This is a genomic window from Delftia sp. BGA-UO-ETr-SB1 (genome assembly GCF_059567865.1).
Genome location: NZ_JCAQOW010000005.1, coordinates 874,222 through 892,952, shown reverse-complemented (window position 1 = coordinate 892,952; position 18,731 = coordinate 874,222). Strand labels below are relative to the sequence as shown.

Annotated in this window: 15 protein-coding genes; 13 read left to right on the top strand and 2 right to left on the bottom strand. The window is 68.2% G+C overall.

Going from position 1 to position 18,731, the window contains the following annotated elements:
• The first annotated feature begins 47 nt into the window (after nt 1-47).
• The 7 genes from AC57B5_RS14235 (at nt 48) to AC57B5_RS14205 (ending at nt 5,864) form a co-directional block, all read left to right on the top strand.
• Nucleotides 48-662 (top strand): hypothetical protein, encoded by a 615-nt coding sequence (locus AC57B5_RS14235; RefSeq protein WP_123692947.1) that lies wholly within the window; start codon nt 48-50, stop codon nt 660-662.
• Between the two features lie 143 nt (nt 663-805).
• Nucleotides 806-1,876 (top strand): tRNA dihydrouridine synthase DusB, encoded by a 1,071-nt coding sequence (gene dusB, locus AC57B5_RS14230; protein WP_013804038.1) that lies wholly within the window; start codon nt 806-808, stop codon nt 1,874-1,876.
• Nucleotides 1,873-2,106, top strand: coding sequence for a Fis family transcriptional regulator (locus AC57B5_RS14225; RefSeq protein WP_013804037.1), 234 nt, complete (start codon nt 1,873-1,875; stop codon nt 2,104-2,106). Before dusB ends, AC57B5_RS14225 begins: the two co-directional genes overlap by 4 nt.
• A 44-nt stretch (nt 2,107-2,150) precedes the next feature.
• Complete coding sequence (gene purH / locus AC57B5_RS14220; protein ID WP_034390602.1) at nt 2,151-3,749, top strand: bifunctional phosphoribosylaminoimidazolecarboxamide formyltransferase/IMP cyclohydrolase; 1,599 nt, start codon at nt 2,151-2,153, stop codon at nt 3,747-3,749.
• A complete protein-coding gene (locus AC57B5_RS14215; protein WP_496399773.1) occupies nt 3,749-4,240 on the top strand; it encodes a c-type cytochrome in 492 nt (163 codons plus the stop codon). Before purH ends, AC57B5_RS14215 begins: the two co-directional genes overlap by 1 nt.
• Nucleotides 4,241-4,242: 2 nt before the next feature.
• Entirely contained in the window at nt 4,243-4,848 is a 606-nt protein-coding gene (locus AC57B5_RS14210; protein ID WP_486704128.1) for a DNA-3-methyladenine glycosylase I, read from the top strand.
• 617 nt (nt 4,849-5,465) lie between these two features.
• Complete coding sequence (locus AC57B5_RS14205; RefSeq protein ID WP_496399772.1) at nt 5,466-5,864, top strand: hypothetical protein; 399 nt, start codon at nt 5,466-5,468, stop codon at nt 5,862-5,864.
• 71 nt (nt 5,865-5,935) lie between these two features.
• On the opposite strand, the gene hemL is transcribed toward AC57B5_RS14205, so the two are convergent.
• A complete protein-coding gene (hemL, locus tag AC57B5_RS14200) occupies nt 5,936-7,252 on the bottom strand; it encodes a glutamate-1-semialdehyde 2,1-aminomutase (protein ID WP_373681038.1) in 1,317 nt (438 codons plus the stop codon).
• A gap of 60 nt (nt 7,253-7,312) precedes the next feature.
• The gene (gene thiD, locus AC57B5_RS14195; protein WP_012203499.1) at nt 7,313-8,269 is read right to left on the bottom strand and encodes a bifunctional hydroxymethylpyrimidine kinase/phosphomethylpyrimidine kinase; all 957 of its coding nucleotides are present in this window, start codon (nt 8,267-8,269) and stop codon (nt 7,313-7,315) included.
• Nucleotides 8,270-8,384: 115 nt separating this feature from the next.
• Between thiD and AC57B5_RS14190 the strand changes: the two genes are divergently transcribed.
• From AC57B5_RS14190 to AC57B5_RS14165, 6 genes are read left to right on the top strand one after another with little or no spacing between them, the layout of a single operon-like run.
• The gene (locus AC57B5_RS14190; protein WP_013804031.1) at nt 8,385-8,537 is read left to right on the top strand and encodes a rubredoxin; all 153 of its coding nucleotides are present in this window, start codon (nt 8,385-8,387) and stop codon (nt 8,535-8,537) included.
• A gap of 47 nt (nt 8,538-8,584) precedes the next feature.
• Nucleotides 8,585-8,983: a response regulator gene (locus tag AC57B5_RS14185; protein WP_012203501.1), complete on the top strand. Its 399-nt coding sequence runs from the start codon at nt 8,585-8,587 to the stop codon at nt 8,981-8,983.
• Nucleotides 8,983-9,348 (top strand): response regulator, encoded by a 366-nt coding sequence (locus AC57B5_RS14180; protein ID WP_013804030.1) that lies wholly within the window; start codon nt 8,983-8,985, stop codon nt 9,346-9,348. Before AC57B5_RS14185 ends, AC57B5_RS14180 begins: the two co-directional genes overlap by 1 nt.
• Nucleotides 9,349-9,363: 15 nt before the next feature.
• On the top strand, nt 9,364-9,891 hold the full coding sequence (locus AC57B5_RS14175; protein ID WP_012203503.1) for a chemotaxis protein CheW: 528 nt from the start codon (nt 9,364-9,366) through the stop codon (nt 9,889-9,891).
• A gap of 18 nt (nt 9,892-9,909) precedes the next feature.
• Nucleotides 9,910-12,159, top strand: a complete 2,250-nt coding sequence (locus AC57B5_RS14170; protein WP_012203504.1) for a methyl-accepting chemotaxis protein — start codon at nt 9,910-9,912, stop codon at nt 12,157-12,159.
• 50 nt (nt 12,160-12,209) lie between these two features.
• Nucleotides 12,210-18,632: a hybrid sensor histidine kinase/response regulator gene (locus tag AC57B5_RS14165; protein ID WP_496399771.1), complete on the top strand. Its 6,423-nt coding sequence runs from the start codon at nt 12,210-12,212 to the stop codon at nt 18,630-18,632.
• Nucleotides 18,633-18,731 lie beyond the last annotated feature (99 nt).

Here is an 18,731-nt window from a genome sequence, read left to right as displayed (position 1 = left end):
GAAGCTATCGTGGGGCCTGTTCCAGAACCACAAGCACAGGGGGCGTCATGCAGACAGGGCGGATTGCAGGATGGGCGGGATGGGCGGCATTGGGAATGGCAGCAGCCGGCCTGGCCGGCTGCTCTGCGTTGCAGCCATCGCCAGGCAAGGACACCACCGTGGTGGCACAGGCCGCTGCCCAGGCGCCGCCCGCCCAGGCTGCACCGCCCTCCGCCTGGGGCAAGGCGCTGCAGGCCAAGGGCTGCACCCTGCCGGACCCGGCCGTGGGCGACAGGCTGGAGCAGCTGCAGCGCGAGCTGGAGCCGCTGGGCCTGGAGCCGCGTCTGCAAGGCTGCGTGAGCCTGGCCGGGTCCGAGCCCGGCCCGGCCCTGGTGCTGGACGCCTGGGTGACCGACGGGCGCAAGGCCATGGCCGTGGTGCGCGGCCCGCTGGCCGACGGCGAGGAGCTGGACCTGGGACTGGAGGCTGGGCCGCAGACAGCTGGGCTGCAGGCAGCCGGGCAGCCGAAAGCCGGGCTGCAGAAGGTCGGCCTGCGCCCCATGCCCGACGACCAGGTCTCTCCCGACGTGCAATTCAACCGCCGCTGGTGGCAGGGCCGGCTGGGTGCCTACGGGCTGCAGGCCGTTCCGGGCCAGGTGCGCACCTTCGTGCCCACACCATGAAAACTGCGCACTGTCTTGTTTTCGCTGCTTGGCCGTCTTGACGGCCCGGTTTTAGCCCTGCTGAAAATTTGGGCAGGTACAATCTTGGTCCTTTGTTGCCGCCCGTTTTGTGCTCGGCGCGCGCGTTTTCTCCGGCTTTTCCGATGTCCTCCCCACCCCTGTCCATAGGCCCCCATGCCCTGGCCAATCGCCTGTTCGTCGCCCCCATGGCCGGGGTGACGGATCGGCCGTTCCGCCAGCTGTGCAAGGCCCTGGGCGCGGGCTACGCGGTCAGCGAGATGGTGACATCGCGCAAGGACCTGTGGAACAGCCTCAAGACCTCGCGCCGCGCCAACCATGAAGGCGAACCCGGCCCCATCGCGGTGCAGATCGCGGGCACGGACGCCGAGATGATGGCCGAGGCCGCGCGCTACAACCTGGACCGCGGCGCCCAGATCATCGACATCAACATGGGCTGCCCGGCCAAGAAGGTCTGCAACAAATGGGCCGGCTCGGCCCTGATGCAGAACGAGGCCCTGGCCGTGGAGATTGCCCAGGCTGTGGTCGAGGCCTGCGCCCCTCACGGCGTGCCCGTCACGCTGAAGATGCGCACCGGCTGGTGCGACGCGCACAGGAACGCCGTGGTGCTGGCCCGCCGCTTCGAGGAGGTGGGCATACAGATGCTCACCGTGCACGGCCGCACGCGCGAGCAGGGTTACAAGGGCTTTGCCGAGTACGACACCATCGCTGCCGTCAAGGCGGCGGTGCGCGTGCCCGTGGTGGCCAATGGCGACATCACCAGCCCCGAGAAGGCGCGCGACGTGCTCGCCTACACGGGCGCCGATGCCGTGATGATCGGCCGCGCGGCCCAGGGCCGGCCGTGGATCTTCCGCGAGATCGCGCACTTCATGGCCACGGGCGAGCACATGGCCCCGCCGCTGGTGGCCGAGCTGCGCCGGCTGCTGCTGGACCACCTGCAGGACCACTACAGCCTGTACGGCGAGGGCACCGGCGTGCGCAGCGCGCGCAAGCACATCGCCTGGTACCTGCGCAGCCTGCCGGGCGGTGAAGCATTCAGACAACACATCAACACCATCGAGGACTGCGCGGTGCAATGGCAGGCCGTGGCCGACTATCTGGACGCCCTGGGCGCACAGATGGACCGGATACCGGCCGCCATCGATGCCGGCGCCACAAGCGCCGAATTCGGAGAGCCCGCAGGAATGACAGTATGAGCAACCAGAACATCGAACAATGCGTGCGTGAAAGCCTGGAGGGGTATTTCCGCGATCTCGACGGCGAAAAGCCCAACGGCATGTACGACATGCTGATCCACCTGGTCGAAAAGCCGCTGCTGGAAGTGGTGATGACCCAGGCCGACAACAACCAGTCCCGCGCTGCCGACTGGCTGGGCCTGAACCGCAACACGCTGCGCAAGAAGCTGCTCGAGCACGACATGCTCTGAGCGGCACGAATCTCCATTTCTTCAAACTCCCTGCACTGACGCCCATGAACGCCCTGCTCTCCGTCTCTGACAAGACCGGTATCGTCGAATTCGCCCAAGGCCTGCACGCCCTGGGCATCAAGCTGCTGTCCACCGGCGGCACCGCCAAGCTGCTGGCCGAGGCCGGCCTGCCCGTGACCGAGGTGGCCGAAGTCACCCAGTTCCCCGAAATGCTGGACGGCCGCGTCAAGACCCTGCATCCCAAGGTCCACGGCGGCCTGCTGGCGCGCCGCGAGCTGCCCGCCCACATGGCGGCCCTCAAGGAGCACGGCATCGACACCATCGACCTGCTGGTGGTGAACCTCTACCCCTTCGAGGCTACCGTGGCCAAGGCCGGCTGCACGCTGGCCGACGCCATCGAGAACATCGACATCGGCGGCCCGGCCATGGTGCGCTCTGCCGCCAAGAACTGGGCCGACGTGGGCGTGATCACCGACGCCGGCCAGTACGAGGCCGTGCTGGGTGAACTCAAGGCCAACGGAAAGCTGTCCGACAAGCTGCGCTTTGCGCTGTCCGTGGCCGCCTTCAACCGCATCGCCCAGTACGACGGCGCCATCAGCGACTACCTGTCCAGCGTGAAGTTCGAGGACGAGAAGCTCTCCGAAACCTACGTGCCCGAGCGCAGCCCCTTCCCCGGCCAGAGCAACGGCCACTTCACCAAGGTGCAGGACCTGCGCTACGGCGAAAACAGCCACCAGCAGGCCGCCCTGTACCGCGACCTGTATCCGGCTCCTGGCTCCCTGGTCACGGGCGAGCAGCTGCAGGGCAAGGAGCTGTCGTACAACAACATCGCCGACGCCGACGCTGCCTGGGAATGCGTCAAGAGCTTCGAGCAGCCCGCCTGCGTGATCGTCAAGCACGCCAACCCCTGCGGCGTGGCCGTGGGCAAGGACGCGCACGAAGCCTATGCCAAGGCCTTCCAGACCGACCCCACCAGCGCCTTCGGCGGCATCATCGCCTTCAACCGCACGGTGGACAAGGCAGCGGCCGAGGCCGTGGTCAAGCAGTTCGTCGAGGTGCTGATGGCTCCCGACTTCACGGCCGAGGCGCTGGAAATCTTCAAGCCCAAGGTCAATGTGCGCCTCATGAAGATCGCCCTGCCGGCCGGCGGCGAGCGCGCCTGGGACCAGGGCCGCAACGCCATGGACGCCAAGCGCGTCGGCTCGGGCCTGCTGCTGCAGACCGCCGACAACCATGAGCTGGCCCTGGCCGACCTCAAGGTCGTCACCGTCAAGCAGCCTACCCCCGAAGAACTGCAGGACCTGCTGTTCGCCTGGAAGGTCGCCAAGTACGTCAAGAGCAATGCCATCGTGTTCTGCAAGAACGGCATGACCATGGGCGTGGGCGCAGGCCAGATGAGCCGCCTGGACTCGGCGCGCATCGCCTCCATCAAGGCCGAGGCCGCCAAGCTGAGCCTGCAGGGCACGGTCGTGGCCAGCGATGCCTTCTTCCCCTTCCGCGACGGCCTGGACGTGGTCGTTGACGCAGGCGCCACCTGCGTGGCCCAGCCCGGCGGCTCCATGCGCGACCAGGAAGTCATTGACGCCGCCAACGAGCGCGGCGTCGCCATGGTCTTCACCGGCGTGCGCCACTTCCGCCACTGATGGCCGGCCAACTGCCTCCTGACGCAGACGACGAGGGCTACGACGCCCCCCACCGGCCCCGCTGGCTGGGCTGGGCGCTCGTGGTCTTCATGCTGCTGGTGGCGCTGGGTGTCTTCAACATCGGCTGGCGCATCATGCGCGGGCCGGCTGTCGGGGCCACCACGGCGGCGGCCAATGCGGCCCCGGCCGCCGCTGCCGTGACAGCCGACGCGCAGCTGGCCGCCGGCAAGGCCCTGGTGGAAGGCAATGACTGCCTGCGCTGCCACGGCCTGGTGCGCCACTACGTGGGCCCGTCCTTCCAGCAGATCGCCGAGCGCTACCGGGCCCGCGAAGATGCCGCCGACTACCTGGCGCGCAAGATCCGCGAGGGCGGGGCCGGCGAATGGGGCCGCGCCATCATGCCGCGCCACCCGCACCTCGATACGGCGCAATCCCTGCAGATGGCGGCCTGGCTGCTGTCCCTCCCCTCTCCCGAGCCCGGGAAGTCCTGACCATGTCCCGCCTGTTCACCGCCCCTGACGGCCGGCCGCGCTGCCACTGGTGCGCCGCCACGGACAACTACCTGGCCTACCACGACCGTGAATGGGGCTTTCCCGTCACCGACGACCGGCGCCTGTTCGAGAAGCTCAGCCTCGAAGGCTTCCAGTCCGGCCTGAGCTGGCTGACCATCCTCAACAAGCGCGAGAACTTCCGCGCGGCCTTTGCGGGCTTCGACTTCCACCAGGTCGCGCGCTTCACCGAAGACGACGTGCTGCGGCTGCTGGGCGATGCGGGCATCGTGCGGCATCGCGGCAAGATCGAGGCCGTGATCAACAACGCGCAGCGGGCGCTGGAGATGGTGGAGGCGGAAGGCTCGCTGTCGGCCTTCTTCTGGCGCCATGCGCCTGCACCCGTGACTGGTGGCGGGCCCGTGTCCGAGACGGCCGAGTCTCGGGCGCTGTCCAAGGAGTTGAAGAAGCTCGGTTGGAAGTTCGTGGGGCCTACGACTGTCTACTCGTTCATGCAGGCCATGGGGTTGGTCAATGACCATGCTTTGGGGTGTGTGGTGAGGGGGGAGGTGGAGAGGGCGCGGGGGGCGTTTTCCGCCTTCGCTCGGTAAGGTCTGGGGTTTCGTTTTTGACCCTGCCGGGTGGTTGTTTTTCGAGGCCGGGTTTCGGCCCGGCGGCCGACCACCTTTCTTGATCGCCAAGAAAGGTGGCCAAAGAAGGCGACCCGAATGTCCGCGACCCTCCGCTTCGCTGCGGGCAACCTGCGTCGGGCCGCCTGCGGGGTTCGCCGTGAAACTCACTTCGCGCTGCGCGCTCCGTTCAAACAATCACGGCGAGTCAGTTGACGAGGCAGTCCTGTCCTTCGGCAGGACTGCAACCCCGCAGGCGGCCCGACGCAGGCGCTGACATACGGGGAATGGGGGCGGGCCGTCGCTGCGCTCGGCCTGGTTTGCAATACCCAGCCATTACACTTGTCGCAGGCCGAAAGGCTTGGTGTGTCGTAACGCCACGGATACGGAGGTGCGGCCCCCACCTTGAAGGGGGTCTTGTCATGTCCAGATACCTGGGGCAGATGCGCTAGTGCGCGCCTGTCTCCAACGGTTTTGGACGGGATGGGCCTACCCGCAAGGATGGTCGCACGGCCGTATCCGTGTTACGAACATCCCGTCCACCCGTTGCCTGTCGTAGGGTGACGAGTGGCTCTCTTGATTCATATGGGAACCAAGACATGCACCCTCTCACCGCCGCGCAGGCGAACTCTCCCCAACCACCCCTTCTTCCCACCTGGCAGCAGGCCATGCACGCCTCGCTGGGGCTGGTGCAGAGCACGCTGCAGCAGTTGATCGATCTGATGGTGGACGATCCCGACAGGGACGACAGCGAAGTCGATGTGGACTGCGCCGTGGAGCTGGCGCTGGAACACATCAAGCGCATGAGTGTCCAGCAGCACGCGGACCGCTATGCCTTCGAGGTGGAATGGATCAAGGCAACGGCGGCGCTGCGGTTGGCGCAGGGCGCTTTCGGGCGGCCGGAATCACGCTTTGGCCTGCGGCTCAAGGATGCCATCCAGCAGCTGGAGATGCTGCCGGAGCTGGTGGAGTTCGTGGACCAGGGCGACGACGAGTGATGTGACCTGCACGCCAGCGCCGGATCACGGTGTTGGTGGCGTTGGCGTGCAAGGGGAGATATCTGCGGATATCAGAGCGTCTTGAACACTTCGCGCGCGGCTTCGATGGTTTTGTCGATGTCCGCGTCCGTGTGCGCGGCGCTCACGAAGCCGGCCTCGTACAGGGCGGGCGCGAAGTAGTGGCCGCGCTCCAGCATGCCGTGGAAGAAGCGGTTGAAGCGGGCGCCATCGGTCTTCATGACCTCGGTCCAGGTGCTGGGCAGCTCGGGCAGCAGGTAGAAGCCGAACAGGCCGCCCTGGTGGTCCACGCTGAAGGGCACGCCGGCGGCGTCGGCCTCGGCCTTGAAGCCGGCCATCAGGCGGCCGGTCTTCGCGTGCAGGGCGTCGTGGAAGCCCGGCTCGCTGATCAGCTCCAGCGTCTTGAGGCCGCAGGCCGTGGCGATGGGGTTGCCCGACAGCGTGCCAGCCTGGTAGACCGGGCCCAGGGGCGAGAGCTTTTCCATGATCTCGCGGCGCGCGCCGAAGGCCGCCATGGGCATGCCGCCGCCGATGACCTTGCCCAGCACGGTGATGTCGGGCGCAAAGCCTTCGATCTGCTGGGCGTACAGGCTCTGGGCGCTGCCCAGGGCCACGCGAAAGCCGGTCATCACCTCGTCGTAGACCATCAGCGCGCCATGCTCGCGCGTGAGTTCGCGGATGCGGCGCGTGAAGGGCACGCTGGCGCGCACGAAGTTCATGTTGCCGGCAATGGGCTCCATGATCACGCAGGCGATCTGGTCGCCGAACTGGGCGAAGGCCTCTTCGAGCTGGCCCACGTCGTTGTATTCCAGCACCACGGTGTCCTTGACCACGTCCTGCGGCACGCCGGCCGAGGAGGAGGCGCCAAAGGTCGCCAGGCCCGAGCCGGCCTTGACCAGCAGCGCGTCGGCATGGCCGTGGTAGCAGCCGTTGAACTTGATGATCTTGTTGCGGCCCGTGAAGCCGCGCGCCAGGCGCAGCGCGCTCATGCCGGCCTCGGTGCCCGAGCTGACCATGCGCACCATGTCCATGGAGGGCATGAGCGAGAGGATCTTCTCGGCCAGCACGACCTCGCGTTCCGTGGGCGCGCCGAAGGAGAAGCCTTCCAGCGCGGCGGCCTGCACGGCGGCCATCACCTCGGGGTGGCCATGGCCCAGGATCATCGGACCCCAGGAGCCGATGTAGTCGGTGAACTGCTGGGCGTTCTCGTCCCAGAAATGCGCGCCCTGCGCACGGCGCACGAAGCGCGGCGTGCCGCCCACGGCGTTGAAGGCGCGCACGGGTGAATTCACGCCGCCGGGGATCACGGCCTTGGCGCGTTCGAACAGGGGAATATTCAGGTCAGTGGTCATAGTGCAGGAGTCTGCCATGTGCGGGGTACAAGCCAGAGGCGCCAAGCCAAGGGCGCAGCCGCTCAGGGGCGGCATGCCTCAATGCTTGGTGTCATGGGGAGGCATCACGAAGCCTTCGATGGCCTGGGTGTCGGCGTCAAGCTCGGTGAGCGGCTCGGCCGCCTCGGCGTCTTCGTCCTCGGGTTCGGGCTGGGCCCAGAACATGCGGTCCGGGATGAAGTGGCCCATGCCGGGGCGAAAGCCGCTGTCCAGGCTGCGGTCCAGGTACTCCAGCGCCTCCTGCGTGGCCAGCCCCAGGTCGTTGCCGCTGGCCACCAGGGCCGCCAGCGCGGCCGACAGGGTGTCGCCCGAGCCGGTGAACGTGGCGTCGAACATCTCGTACTTGCTGTTGCCCAGCACGGACTGCGCCGTGGCCAGCACGTTGTCCACGAACTGGTCGGGCAGGGGGATGCCGGTGACCAGCACGTAGGGCACTTCCAGGGCCTCGGCCGCCATGGCGATGTCGCGCGCCGTGGGGCTGCGGCTGTTGCTCCAGTCGGGCAGCAGCCAGCGGCACAGCGTACTGTGGCTTCCAACCAACACCGAGGTTTGCGGCAGCACAAGCTCCTTGAGCGCGTCCATGTACTGGTCGAGCGGGTCTTCCTCCCACCACGACAGGTCCGGCATGTAGCAGACGATGGGGATGTCGGGATAGTCGGAAGCTATCTCGGCGATCGCCGCCAGGTTGCCCGGGCTGCCCACGAAGCCGACCTTGATGGCGGACACGGGTATGTCCTCCAGCACGGCGCGCGCCTGCTCGGCCACGGCCTCGTCGTCAAAGGGAAAATGCTCGAAGATCTTGGCCGAATCGCGTGCGTAGGCACCCGTGACCACGGGCAGCGGATGACCGCCGACCGAGGCGATGGTGGCGATGTCGGCCGACAGGCCACCTGCTCCGCTGGGGTCGCTGGCGTTGAAGACCAGCACGCATACGGGAGCGGTTTCGTCCACCAATTCGGTGTCGGGACTGGGGGAGTTGGAGGGGTTCAATGCCATGGCTCAGCCCAGTTTGCGCCCCGCCAGCGAAGGCCGTGGCGGGTGGTTATGACTAGATACAATCGTTGCATTCTATGTGAAGGCCCTTTAAGCTGTGACCGACCCTAAAACTTGGATGTGCTTGATCTGCGGGTGGATCTATGACGAGGCGCAAGGCTGCCCCGAGCATGGCATCGCACCCCAGACGCGTTGGGATGACGTGCCCATGAATTGGACCTGTCCCGAATGCGGTGCACGTAAAGAAGACTTTGAGATGGTCGAAATCTGAGCGCGGGACCACCCGCGCCGACTCATACATTTCCGGGAGGTTTCTCAGTGACGACATCGGGCGCACCCTTGCGCGTACTCGTGGTGGATGACAGCAATACCATCCGCCGCAGCGCAGAAATCTTCCTCAAACAGGGCGGGCACGAAGTGCTCCTGGCCGACGACGGCTTCGACGCACTGTCCAAAGTCAACGACTATCAGCCCCAGCTGATCTTCTGCGACATCCTCATGCCCAAACTGGACGGCTACCAGACCTGCGCCATCATCAAGCGCAACGCGCGCTTCTCCGATACGCCCGTGGTCATGCTCTCGTCCAAGGACGGCGTATTCGACAAGGCGCGCGGGCGCATGGTGGGCTGCCAGGACTACCTCACGAAACCCTTCACCAAAGACCAGCTGCTGCAGGCCGTGGAGCAGTTCGGCAAGCAAACCATAGGAGCACTTTGATGCCCATCCGCAAAGTCCTGGTCGTGGACGATTCCAAGACCGAACTGATGTTTCTGTCCGACATGCTGCAAAAGCAGGGACTGCAGGTACGTACGGCCGAGAACGGCGAGGAAGCCCTGCGCAGCCTGGCCGAAGACCGGCCCGACCTGATCCTGATGGACGTGGTCATGCCCGGCCAGAACGGCTTTCAGCTCACGCGCGCCATCACGCGCGACCCGCTGTACGCGGACCTGCCCATCATCATGTGCACCAGCAAGAACCAGGAAACCGACCGGGTCTGGGGCATGCGCCAGGGCGCGCGTGACTACATCACCAAGCCGGTGGATGCAGGCGAGCTGCAGGCCAAGATCGCGGCGCTGAACTGACGCGGTGCGCTGGCCATGGCGAACCGTGAAGCACTGCGCGATCTGCAATCCCGTCTGGCCGGCCGTCTCCAGGCCGCACGCAGCGAAGGCGTCAAGGTGGCGGCCTGGCTGGCCGTCCAGGCCGGCGGGCGCAACTACCTGATGCCGCTGGGCCAGTCCGGCGAGATCTTTCCCTGGGCCGGCGTACAGCCCGTGCCCTATACAAAGCCCTGGTTCCTGGGCATTGCCAACCTGCGCGGCACCCTGGCCGGGGTGATCGACCTGGCCAGCCTGCTGGGCCATGGCGTGGCGCGCAGCGAACCGGCGCTGGCCGAGTCCAGCCTGCTGGCCTTCAATGCCGCGCTGGAGGTGAACGCCTCCCTGCTGGTGGACCGCCTGCAGGGCCTGCGCAGCGCCGACGCCTTTGTGCGCACCGAGCCCGCGCCCGAGCAATCCCCCGCCTTTTTCGGCCCCGTGCATATCGATGAAGCGGGCCACCGCTGGCAGGAGCTGCAATTGCAGCGCCTGTCCCAAACCTCCGAGTTTCTGAGCATTCGCGCCTGAGTTTCTGAAGGTCGTCCCATGTCATTCTTGCAACGTCTTGCAAATCGCTTCCAACGCAAGCCGGCCGACTCCGGCTCGGGCGCGGACAACAGCATGCTCGGAGACACCGTCTCCCAGGATATGTACGCACTCGATGCGTCCATGACCGTGCAGGGCGCGCCCGACGCCATGCCGGGCGACGCCGGCGCAGTCCTGGACCAGGAAACGGTGGTCCTGCCGCTGCTGGGCCGCGCGCCTGCCGCGCGCCACCAGCGCACGCTGTCCACGCTGCTGGGCGTTTCCGTGCTGGCCCTGGTGCTGGCGGCGGCATGGGCTCTGCGCCAGGCGGACGGCTCGGCACAGCAGCTGGCCGCCACCGGCCAGGCCCTGATGCAGTCGCAGCGCCTTGCCAAGTCGGTGTCGCAGGCGCTGACCGGCGCGGCACCTTCTTTTGCGGACGTGCAAGACAGTGCGGGCGTGCTGGCGCGCAACGTGCGCGCCCTCACCTCGGGCGATGACTCCATGGGCGTGCGCCCGCTGGGCGGCGCCTACGCCGACGAGCTGGGCCAGATCATGCCGCTGATGGAGCGCGCCGAGCAAAGCGCCAAGGTGGTGATGGAGCAAAAGCAGATCCTGACCCAGGTCGGCGACGCGCTGCGCACCATCAACCGCCAGTCCTCGGACCTGCTGGAGATCGCCGAAACCATCTCCTCGCTCAAGCTGCAGCAGGGCGCCAGCCCCGCCGAGATCTCGGCCGCAGGCCAGCTGGTGATGTTGACCCAGCGTATCGGCAAGTCGGCCAACGAATTCCAGACCGCCGAAGGCGTGAGCCCCGAGGCCGTGTTCCTGCTGGGCAAGGACTTGAACTCGTTCAAGGAAATCTCCGAAAGCCTGCTGGGCGGCAGCAGCGAACTGCGCCTGCCCCCCACGCGCGACGCCCAGACCCGCGAGCAGATCGAGGCACTGATCAAGCTCTACGAAGAGACCCGCACCGAGGCCAGCGCCATTCTGGGCAACCTGCAGGGCCTGGTCTCCGCCCGCGAGGCACAGACCGCCATCAACGCCGACAGCGAACCGCTGCGCCGCCAGCTGGAAGACCTGCAGACCAAGCTGCAAAGCGGCGCCGGCATCGGCTCGCTGCCCATGGGCCTGCTGGCCCTGGCCACCGTGCTGGTGCTGCTGTGCGGCGTGGGCCTGTCCCGCGTGCAGCTGCTCGACAGCCGCCTGCGCCAGGAAGCTGCCGAACGCCGCCAGGAAGAGTCGCGCGTGCAGGAGCATGAAGCCAAGCGCATCAACGACGCCAACCAGGCCGCCATTTTGCGTTTGATGAACGAGTTGCAGTCGGTGGCCGAGGGCGATCTGACGCAGGAAGCCACCGTGACCGAGGACATCACCGGCGCCATCGCCGACTCGGTGAACTACACGGTGGAAGAGTTGCGCGCCCTGGTGGGCAGCGTGCAGAACACGGCAACGCGCGTGGCGCAGACCACGGCCGAGGTGGATGCCAACTCCACCGAGCTGCTGGCCGCATCGACCGAACAGCTGCGCGAGATCCGCGAAACCGGCCGCTCCGTGCTGGACATGGCCGGCCGCATCAACGAGGTCTCCACCCAGGCGCAGGAATCTGCCCAGGTGGCGCGCCAGTCGCTGGAAGCTGCCGACCTGGGCCTGAAGGCCGTGCAGAACGCCATCGGCGGCATGAACTCCATCCGCGACCAGATCCAGGAAACCTCCAAGCGCATCAAGCGGCTGGGCGAATCCTCGCAGGAGATCGGCGAAATCACCGAGCTGATTTCCGACATTACCGAGCAGACCAACGTGCTGGCGCTGAACGCCGCCATCCAGGCCGCATCGGCCGGTGAAGCCGGTCGCGGCTTCTCGGTGGTGGCCGAAGAAGTGCAGCGCCTGGCCGAACGCTCGGCCGACGCGACGCGCCAGATCGCGGCGCTGGTGAAGGCGATTCAGACCGACACCCAGGATGCCGTGGCCGCCATGGAGCGCTCCACCCAGGGTGTGGTCGAGGGGGCCCGCCTGTCCGACTCCGCCGGCACCGCGCTGACCGAGATCGACTCCGTGTCGCGCCATCTGGCCGAGCTGATCGAGCTGATCTCCTCGTCCACCTCGCGCGAAGCCGTTCTGGCCAACGACGTGGCCGAGAACATCCAGCACATTTTCGCGGTGACCGAGCAGACGGGCGAAGGTACGCGCACCACGGCACAGCAGGTGCGCGAACTCTCGCACATGGCCGAGGAACTGCGCCAGTCGGTGGCGCGTTTCAAGATTGCCTGACCCGGTCCAACATAGCTATGCACAGGCCCTAGGGGCTTGGGGAACTGTCCATGTCAGTGGTTGACGAATCGCAAACGGGCGCGGCGCAGGCCGCGCACACCGAACAGGACCTGGGCCCGCTGGCCTGGGTGCTCGATGAGCTGCGCAAGTCGCTGGAAGGGGCGAGCAAGGCGGTGGCCCGTTTCGTGCGCGATGCCGATGCGGCACGCGCCTCGGACCTTGAGGAGCTTGACACCTCGGCCCTGCGCATCGCCCGCCAGCAACTGCACCAGGCCTGCGGCGCCCTCGAAATGGTGGGCCTGGGCTCTCCGGCCCTGGTGCTGCGCGGCATGGAAAGCGCCGTGCAGCGCTTTGTGCAGCGCCCCGAGCTGTGCACCGACCAGGCTGCCGCCACGCTGGAGCGCGCCAGCTTCGCGCTCATCGAATACCTGGAAACCGTGCTGGCCGGCAAGACCGTCTCGGCCGTGGCCCTGTTTCCCCAATACCGCGACACCCAGGCGCTGGCCGGCAACGACAAGGTGCATCCGGCCGACCTATGGCCTGCCGAGCGCCGCGCGCGCGAGCCCGAGTGGGCGCGCCAGCCCGAGCCGCTGGCCTACGGCCCCGATGCCCGGGCCCTGCTCGACGGCGTGGTGCTGCGCATGGTCAAGAGCGACGACCGCGAGGCCGCCGCCCAGATGCGCGACCTGTGCCTGCGCTTTGCCGTGGGCCAGACCGAGGATGTCACCGCGCGCAGCTTCTGGAAGGTGGCGGCCGGCTTCTTCGACGCGCAGTCGCGCGGGATGATCGTGGTCGACCTGTACGTCAAGCGCATGGCCTCGCGCGTGCTCATGCAGTACGCGGCCATGGCCAAGGGCGACCGCACGCCGCCTGCGCGGCTGCTGCAGGACCTGCTGTTCTTCTGCGCCCAGGCCCGCCCTGCCGAGCAGGCCGGCGCCGCCCTGCAGGCGGTGCGCCAGGCCTACGGCATGCAGGCCCAGCCCCAGGTGGACTACCAGCAAACACGCTTTGGCCGCTACGACCCGGCGGTGCTGGTGCAGGCGCGCAAGCGCATCACCACGGCAGCCGATACCTGGTCCGCCCTGGCCGGCGGCGACCGTGCCCGCACCAAGACCGTGGTGGACCAGTTCGCCCAGGTGGCCGAATCCCTGGTCAAGCTGCATCCGGCCAGCCATGGCCTGGCGCGCATGCTGATCAAGGTGGCCGAAACCGTGGCCCGCATCGGCGAGCCGCCACCGGCCGAACTGGCCATGGAAGTGGCCACCTCCGTGCTCTACTTGCAGGCGGCCTTTGCCACCATGGACATGGGCGACGAGGAACTGGCCGAGCAGTCCGCCAACCTGGTCCAGCGCCTGGAGGAATCCCTGCAGGGCGCGCCCGCGCGTCCGCTGGAGCCCTGGATGGAGGAGCTGTACCGCCAGGCCAGCGACCACCAGACCATGGGCTCGGTCGTGGGCGAGCTGCGTGCCACGCTGGCCGAGGCCGAGCGGCACCTGGACCAGTATTTCCGCAATCCTGCCGATGCCACCGTGCTGGCACCCGTCTCGGGCCAGATGGCCCAGATGCGCGGCGTGCTGTCCGTGCTGGGCCTGGACCAGGCCACGCAGGCCATGCAGCGCATGCGCGAGACCGTGGAACGGCTGGTGCTGGGTGAGATCGACGACGCAGAACGTCCCCAGGTGTTCGAGAAACTGGGCAACAGCCTGGGCGCCATGGGCTTTCTGATCGACATGCTGAGCTACCAGCGCAGCATGGCGCGCAAGCTCTTCGTCTATGACGAGGCCGAAGGCGGCCTGCGCATCCTCATGGGCCGTCGCGGCCACCGGGCCGATGATGCGGGCAAGGCGCCCGAGCAACTGCCCGCCCTGGATACCGCCGCCGTGCCGCCGCAGCGCGAAGCCGTTGCCGTGGCCCAGCCGCTGCCCGTGCCGCAGGACGCCATCGCCGAGCCGGAATCTGCCGCGCCCTCCACGCCGCCCCCGCCGCCCCCGGCTCCCGTGGACATCGCGACCGAGCCGCTGGCGCAGCCCGCCGCCGCCGAGCAGGACGCGCTGGCCGATGCCGCGGAACTGGCGCAATTCGCCAAGGCCCTCGAAGCACCGGCCGAGCCGGTCTTCCAGCTGGACCAGTCCCTGGCCGAGCCAGAGCCCGCAGCCGAATCTGCGCCTGAAACCGTCTCTGAATTCGTCTCTGCATCCGTGTCCGCGCCCGTGCCCCCGCCGGCCGGCCTGTCGGTCTCGGAAGAAGACTCGGACGACGAACTGCTGGGCATCTTCCTGGAAGAGGCCCGCGAGGTGGTGGACAACGGCCTGCAGGCCCTGCGCGCCCTGGCCGACGAGCCGGGCAACCTCAGCGAGCAGACCACGCTGCGCCGCGCCTTCCATACGCTCAAGGGCAGTTCGCGCATGGTGGGCCTGGATGAATTCGGCGAAGCCGGCTGGGCCATGGAGCAGATGCTCAACGCCTGGCTGGCCGAGCAAAAGGCCATGCCCCAGCCCATGCAGGAGCTGGCCAGCGATGCGCTGCGCGCCTTTGGCGCCTGGGCCTCGGCCATAGAGCGCCACCAGGCCGATGCCTGGCAGGCCACGCCTTTCCGCGCTGCGGCCGATGCCATGCGCCTGGAAGGCCTGCGCGCCGACGTGGCCCTGGTGCCGCGCACACCGCGTGCCGAGCCCCTTGCACAGCCCGAACCCGAACTCGAGCCCGCATCCGCACCCGCCGCAATCGAGGAATTCGCGCCCGTGGCCCAGGAGCCGCAGGCAGAACACCTGGATGCGCCCGAGCAGGCCACGCCCGCCCAGCCCGCCCAGCCCGTCCAGCCCGTCCAGACCTCTGGCGAGCTGGACTTTGCGCTGGACTTCGACCTGCTGGAGCCGGACCCCCAGCCTTCGGCCGCCGCGCCTCAGGAGTCGCTGGAGGCACTGACGCCGCAAGCCCCCGAGGCGCCTGCCGAACTGGCCACCGACGCCGTCGAGGAACTGGACTTTGCGGCCTTCGAAGCCGCCATGCGCGACAGCGAGCAGGAGGCCCTGGCCGTCGTCGCGGGCGACCCGCCCGCGCTGCCCGAGGCCGCCGCCATCGAAGCCGAAGCCATCAAGGCCGAAGCTGAAAGTGAAACCGAAACTGAAACTGAAGCACCGCAAGCCGCCGTGCCCCTGGCGCCTTTCGAGGGGCTGGACCTGGATCTGGGCCTGACCCCGGCAGCGGCACCCGCCGAAGCGATCGAGATGATCGCGGTGCCAGAAACGGTTGAGGCGGTCGAAGCGGTCGAAGCACCAGAAGCGGTTGAAGCGGTTGAAGCACCCGACGCAGTCGAGCCGGTCACGGCGCCCGAGGTGCCCGAGGCAGAAACCCCGCAGGCTGAAGAGTCCGGCGACGAGGATCTGTCCGGCATCGACGCCGATGGCTTCAAGGTCGTGGATGGCCTGCGCATCAGCGCGCCGCTGTACAACGTCTATCTCAACGAGGCCGACGAATGGTCGCGCCGCCTGGACCTGACGCTGCAGCAATGGGCGACCGAGCCCGGCGAGCCCGTGCCCGACGACGCCGTCGCCTTTGCGCATTCGCTGGCCGGAAGCTCGGCCACCGTGGGCTTCAAGGCCTTGTCGGACCTGGCGCGCCTGCTGGAACATACGCTGACCCATCTGCAGCCGCAGCGCTGTGGCACGCCCGACCAGGTTGCCGCCTGCGTGGCGGCCTCCGACGAAGTGCAGCGCCTGCTGCACCAGTTCGCCGCCGGTTTCCTCAAGACGCCCCAGCCGGGCGTGGAAGAAGCACTGCAGGCGCTGCTGGCGCTGGACATCGAGGCCGCAGACGCGCCGGACAGCCGCCTGGACGCGCTGGAGCAGCTGGACCAACTGGACCAGCTGGAGCCTCAGGACGCCAGCGATGGCACGGACGCCGTGCTCGACGCCGGTGCCCAGGCGCAGACACCGTCGGTGGCGCCCCTGGCCTACTCCATGCGCCCCCTGGTCAACGATGCGCGCCACGAAGCCGAGCTGCAGCGCCGCATCGACGAGGCCATCGCCCATGCCGTGGCCGTGGGCAGCGACCTGGACGATGACATCGATGCGCTGGACGAGGTCGATCCCGACCTGTTCCCCATCTTCGAGGAAGAGGCCATCGAGCTGCTGCCCCGCCTGGGCGCCGCGCTGCGCCGCTGGCATGGCCGGCCCTCGCTGGACGAGGCGCGCCACGAAACCCTGCGCGCCCTGCACACGCTCAAGGGCAGTGCCCGGCTGGCGGGCGCCATGCGCCTGGGCGAGATGGCTCACCGCCTTGAATCTGCCGTGGAGCGGGTCGATGGCGAATCTCCGACCGCCGAGCAGATCGAGCCCTTGCTGGGCAGCTTCGACGCGCTGCAGGCCGGCTTCGACGTGCTGCGCGTGGCCGGTGAGCAGGCGCAGGAAGCGCCGCTGGACCTGGGCGATGAAATCTCCCTCGACGAGCCTGCAGCGGCTGCGGCCTCCGACGCATCGGCAGCGGCTGGATCACCGGCGGCCGCGGCCCCTGTGCCAGCGCCTGTCACTGCGCCGCTGCGCGCCGGTGCCCAGCAGACGGTGCGCGTGCGCGCCCAGCTGCTGGACCGCCTGATCAGCCAGGCCGGCGAGGTGCTGATTGCGCGCTCGCGTGTCGATGCGCGCCTGGCCCAGGCCCGTGGCTCGCTGGACGAGCTGGCCGGCAACCTGGAGCGCCTGCGCATGCAACTGCGCGACATCGAGGTCCAGGCCGAGAGCCAGATGCAGTCGCGCCTGGCCCTGTCCAAGGACTCGGCCGTGGGCTTCGACCCGCTGGAGTTCGACCGCTTCACGCGCGTGCAGGAACTCACCCGCATGATGGCCGAGTCGGTCAACGACGTGGCCACCGTGCAGCGCAACCTGCAGCGCGACATGGCCGGCGCCGAGGACGACCTGGTCGCCCAGGGCCGCCAGGCCCGCGAGTTGCAGCGCGACCTGCTGCGCACGCGCATGGTGGAGTTCGACTCCCTGGCCGAGCGCCTGTACGCCGTGGTCCGCCAGACCTCCAAGGAGATGGGCAAGCAGGTGCGGCTGAACATCCTGGGCGGCACCATTGAAATGGACCGGGGCATGCTGGACCGCATGATGCCGGCCTTCGAGCACTTGCTGCGCAACTGCGTGGCCCACGGCATCGAGTCGCCCGAGCAGCGTGCCGCCGCAGGCAAGCCCGCCATGGGCACCATTGAAATCATCCTGAGCCAGGAGCGCAACGACGTGGCGCTGTCGGTGGAGGACGATGGCGCCGGCCTGAACCTGCAGCGCATCCGCGACAAGGCCGTGGCCCAGGGCCTGTGGCCCGAGGACCAGACGCTGACGGAGCAGGACGCCGGCCGCCTGATCTTCGAGCCCGGCTTCACCACGGCCACCGAGGTGACCGGCGTGGCCGGGCGCGGCATCGGCATGGACGTGGTGCGCTCCGAAGTCAACGCGCTGGGCGGCCGCATCGAAACCCACAGCGAGGCGGGCCGGGGCAGTGCCTTCCGCCTCGTGCTGCCGCTGACGACCGCCGTCACCCAGGTGGTCATGCTGCGCGCGGGCCAGTTGCTGGTCGGCGTGCCCGCCAGCCTGGTGGAAATCGTGCGCCGCGCGCCGCTGGAGCTGCTGCAGCAGGCCTATGCCAGCCACAGCTTCGAAGACGGCAGCGAGACCCTGCCTTTCTACTGGGCCGGCGCGCTGTGGCAGTCCTCGCTGCGCAGCGAGGAAACCGTGGGCCGCACCCGGCCCGTGGTCATCCTGCGCAGCGCGGCGCAGCGCATTGCGCTGCACGTGGACGAAGTGCTGGGCAACCAGGAAGTGGTGATCAAGAACCTCGGCCCCCAGCTGGCCCGCCTGCCCGGCCTGACCGGCATGTCGGTGCTGGCCTCGGGCGCCGTGGTGCAGATCTACAACCCCGTGGCGCTGGCCAACGTCTATGGCGACGAGGTGCGCGCCCGGACCGAAGAGGCCGAGCGCGCCGCAGGCCAGGGCGACGGCGAAGCCGTGCTGGCCAGCGCAGGGCCGGCCTCGGTGCCGCTGGTGCTGGTGGTGGACGACTCCATCACCGTGCGCCGCGTCACCCAGCGCCTGCTGCAGCGCGAAGGCTACCGCGTGGCCCTGGCGGCCGACGGCCTGCAGGCCATGGAACGCCTGGCCGAGGAGCGCCCCACCCTGGTGCTGTCCGACATCGAGATGCCGCGCATGGACGGCTTCGACCTGCTGCGCAACATCCGCGCCGACGAGGCCCTGCGCGACCTGCCCGTGGTCATGATCACCTCGCGCATCGCCCAGAAGCATCGCGAGATGGCGCGCCAGCTGGGCGCCAACCACTACCTGGGCAAGCCCTACTCGGACGAGGAACTGCTGGGCCTGATCCAGCACTACTCCCTGCAGGGCGGCAGCATCAGCGGCGGCCCGCTGGCGCCGCAGTCGCTGCAGGCGCAGCAGGTGGACAGCGAGCCCCTGGGCGAAGGGGCCTGAAGGCTGGTGGCCTGAACAAAAAAGAGCAGCATCCGCTGCTCTTTTTTGTTTCAACGGCCCGTGCGTGAGGCCCATTTCGAAGTGCTTATGATGTGCAGG

Excerpts from the sequence above, each read along its gene's own strand:
- AC57B5_RS14175 (WP_012203503.1), top strand. The coding sequence starts at position 9,364 with ATGGCGAACCGTGAAGCACTGCGCGATCTGCAATCCCGTCTGGCCGGC.
- thiD (WP_012203499.1), bottom strand. The coding sequence starts at position 8,269 with ATGGCATTGAACCCCTCCAACTCCCCCAGTCCCGACACCGAATTGGTG.
- AC57B5_RS14180 (WP_013804030.1), top strand. The coding sequence starts at position 8,983 with ATGCCCATCCGCAAAGTCCTGGTCGTGGACGATTCCAAGACCGAACTG.
- AC57B5_RS14165 (WP_496399771.1), top strand. The coding sequence starts at position 12,210 with ATGTCAGTGGTTGACGAATCGCAAACGGGCGCGGCGCAGGCCGCGCAC.
- AC57B5_RS14170 (WP_012203504.1), top strand. The coding sequence starts at position 9,910 with ATGTCATTCTTGCAACGTCTTGCAAATCGCTTCCAACGCAAGCCGGCC.
- AC57B5_RS14210 (WP_486704128.1), top strand. The coding sequence starts at position 4,243 with ATGTCCCGCCTGTTCACCGCCCCTGACGGCCGGCCGCGCTGCCACTGG.
- purH (WP_034390602.1), top strand. The coding sequence starts at position 2,151 with ATGAACGCCCTGCTCTCCGTCTCTGACAAGACCGGTATCGTCGAATTC.
- AC57B5_RS14190 (WP_013804031.1), top strand. The coding sequence starts at position 8,385 with ATGTGCTTGATCTGCGGGTGGATCTATGACGAGGCGCAAGGCTGCCCC.
- AC57B5_RS14215 (WP_496399773.1), top strand. The coding sequence starts at position 3,749 with ATGGCCGGCCAACTGCCTCCTGACGCAGACGACGAGGGCTACGACGCC.
- AC57B5_RS14205 (WP_496399772.1), top strand. The coding sequence starts at position 5,466 with ATGCACCCTCTCACCGCCGCGCAGGCGAACTCTCCCCAACCACCCCTT.
- AC57B5_RS14235 (WP_123692947.1), top strand. The coding sequence starts at position 48 with ATGCAGACAGGGCGGATTGCAGGATGGGCGGGATGGGCGGCATTGGGA.
- hemL (WP_373681038.1), bottom strand. The coding sequence starts at position 7,252 with ATGGCAGACTCCTGCACTATGACCACTGACCTGAATATTCCCCTGTTC.
- dusB (WP_013804038.1), top strand. The coding sequence starts at position 806 with ATGTCCTCCCCACCCCTGTCCATAGGCCCCCATGCCCTGGCCAATCGC.
- AC57B5_RS14225 (WP_013804037.1), top strand. The coding sequence starts at position 1,873 with ATGAGCAACCAGAACATCGAACAATGCGTGCGTGAAAGCCTGGAGGGG.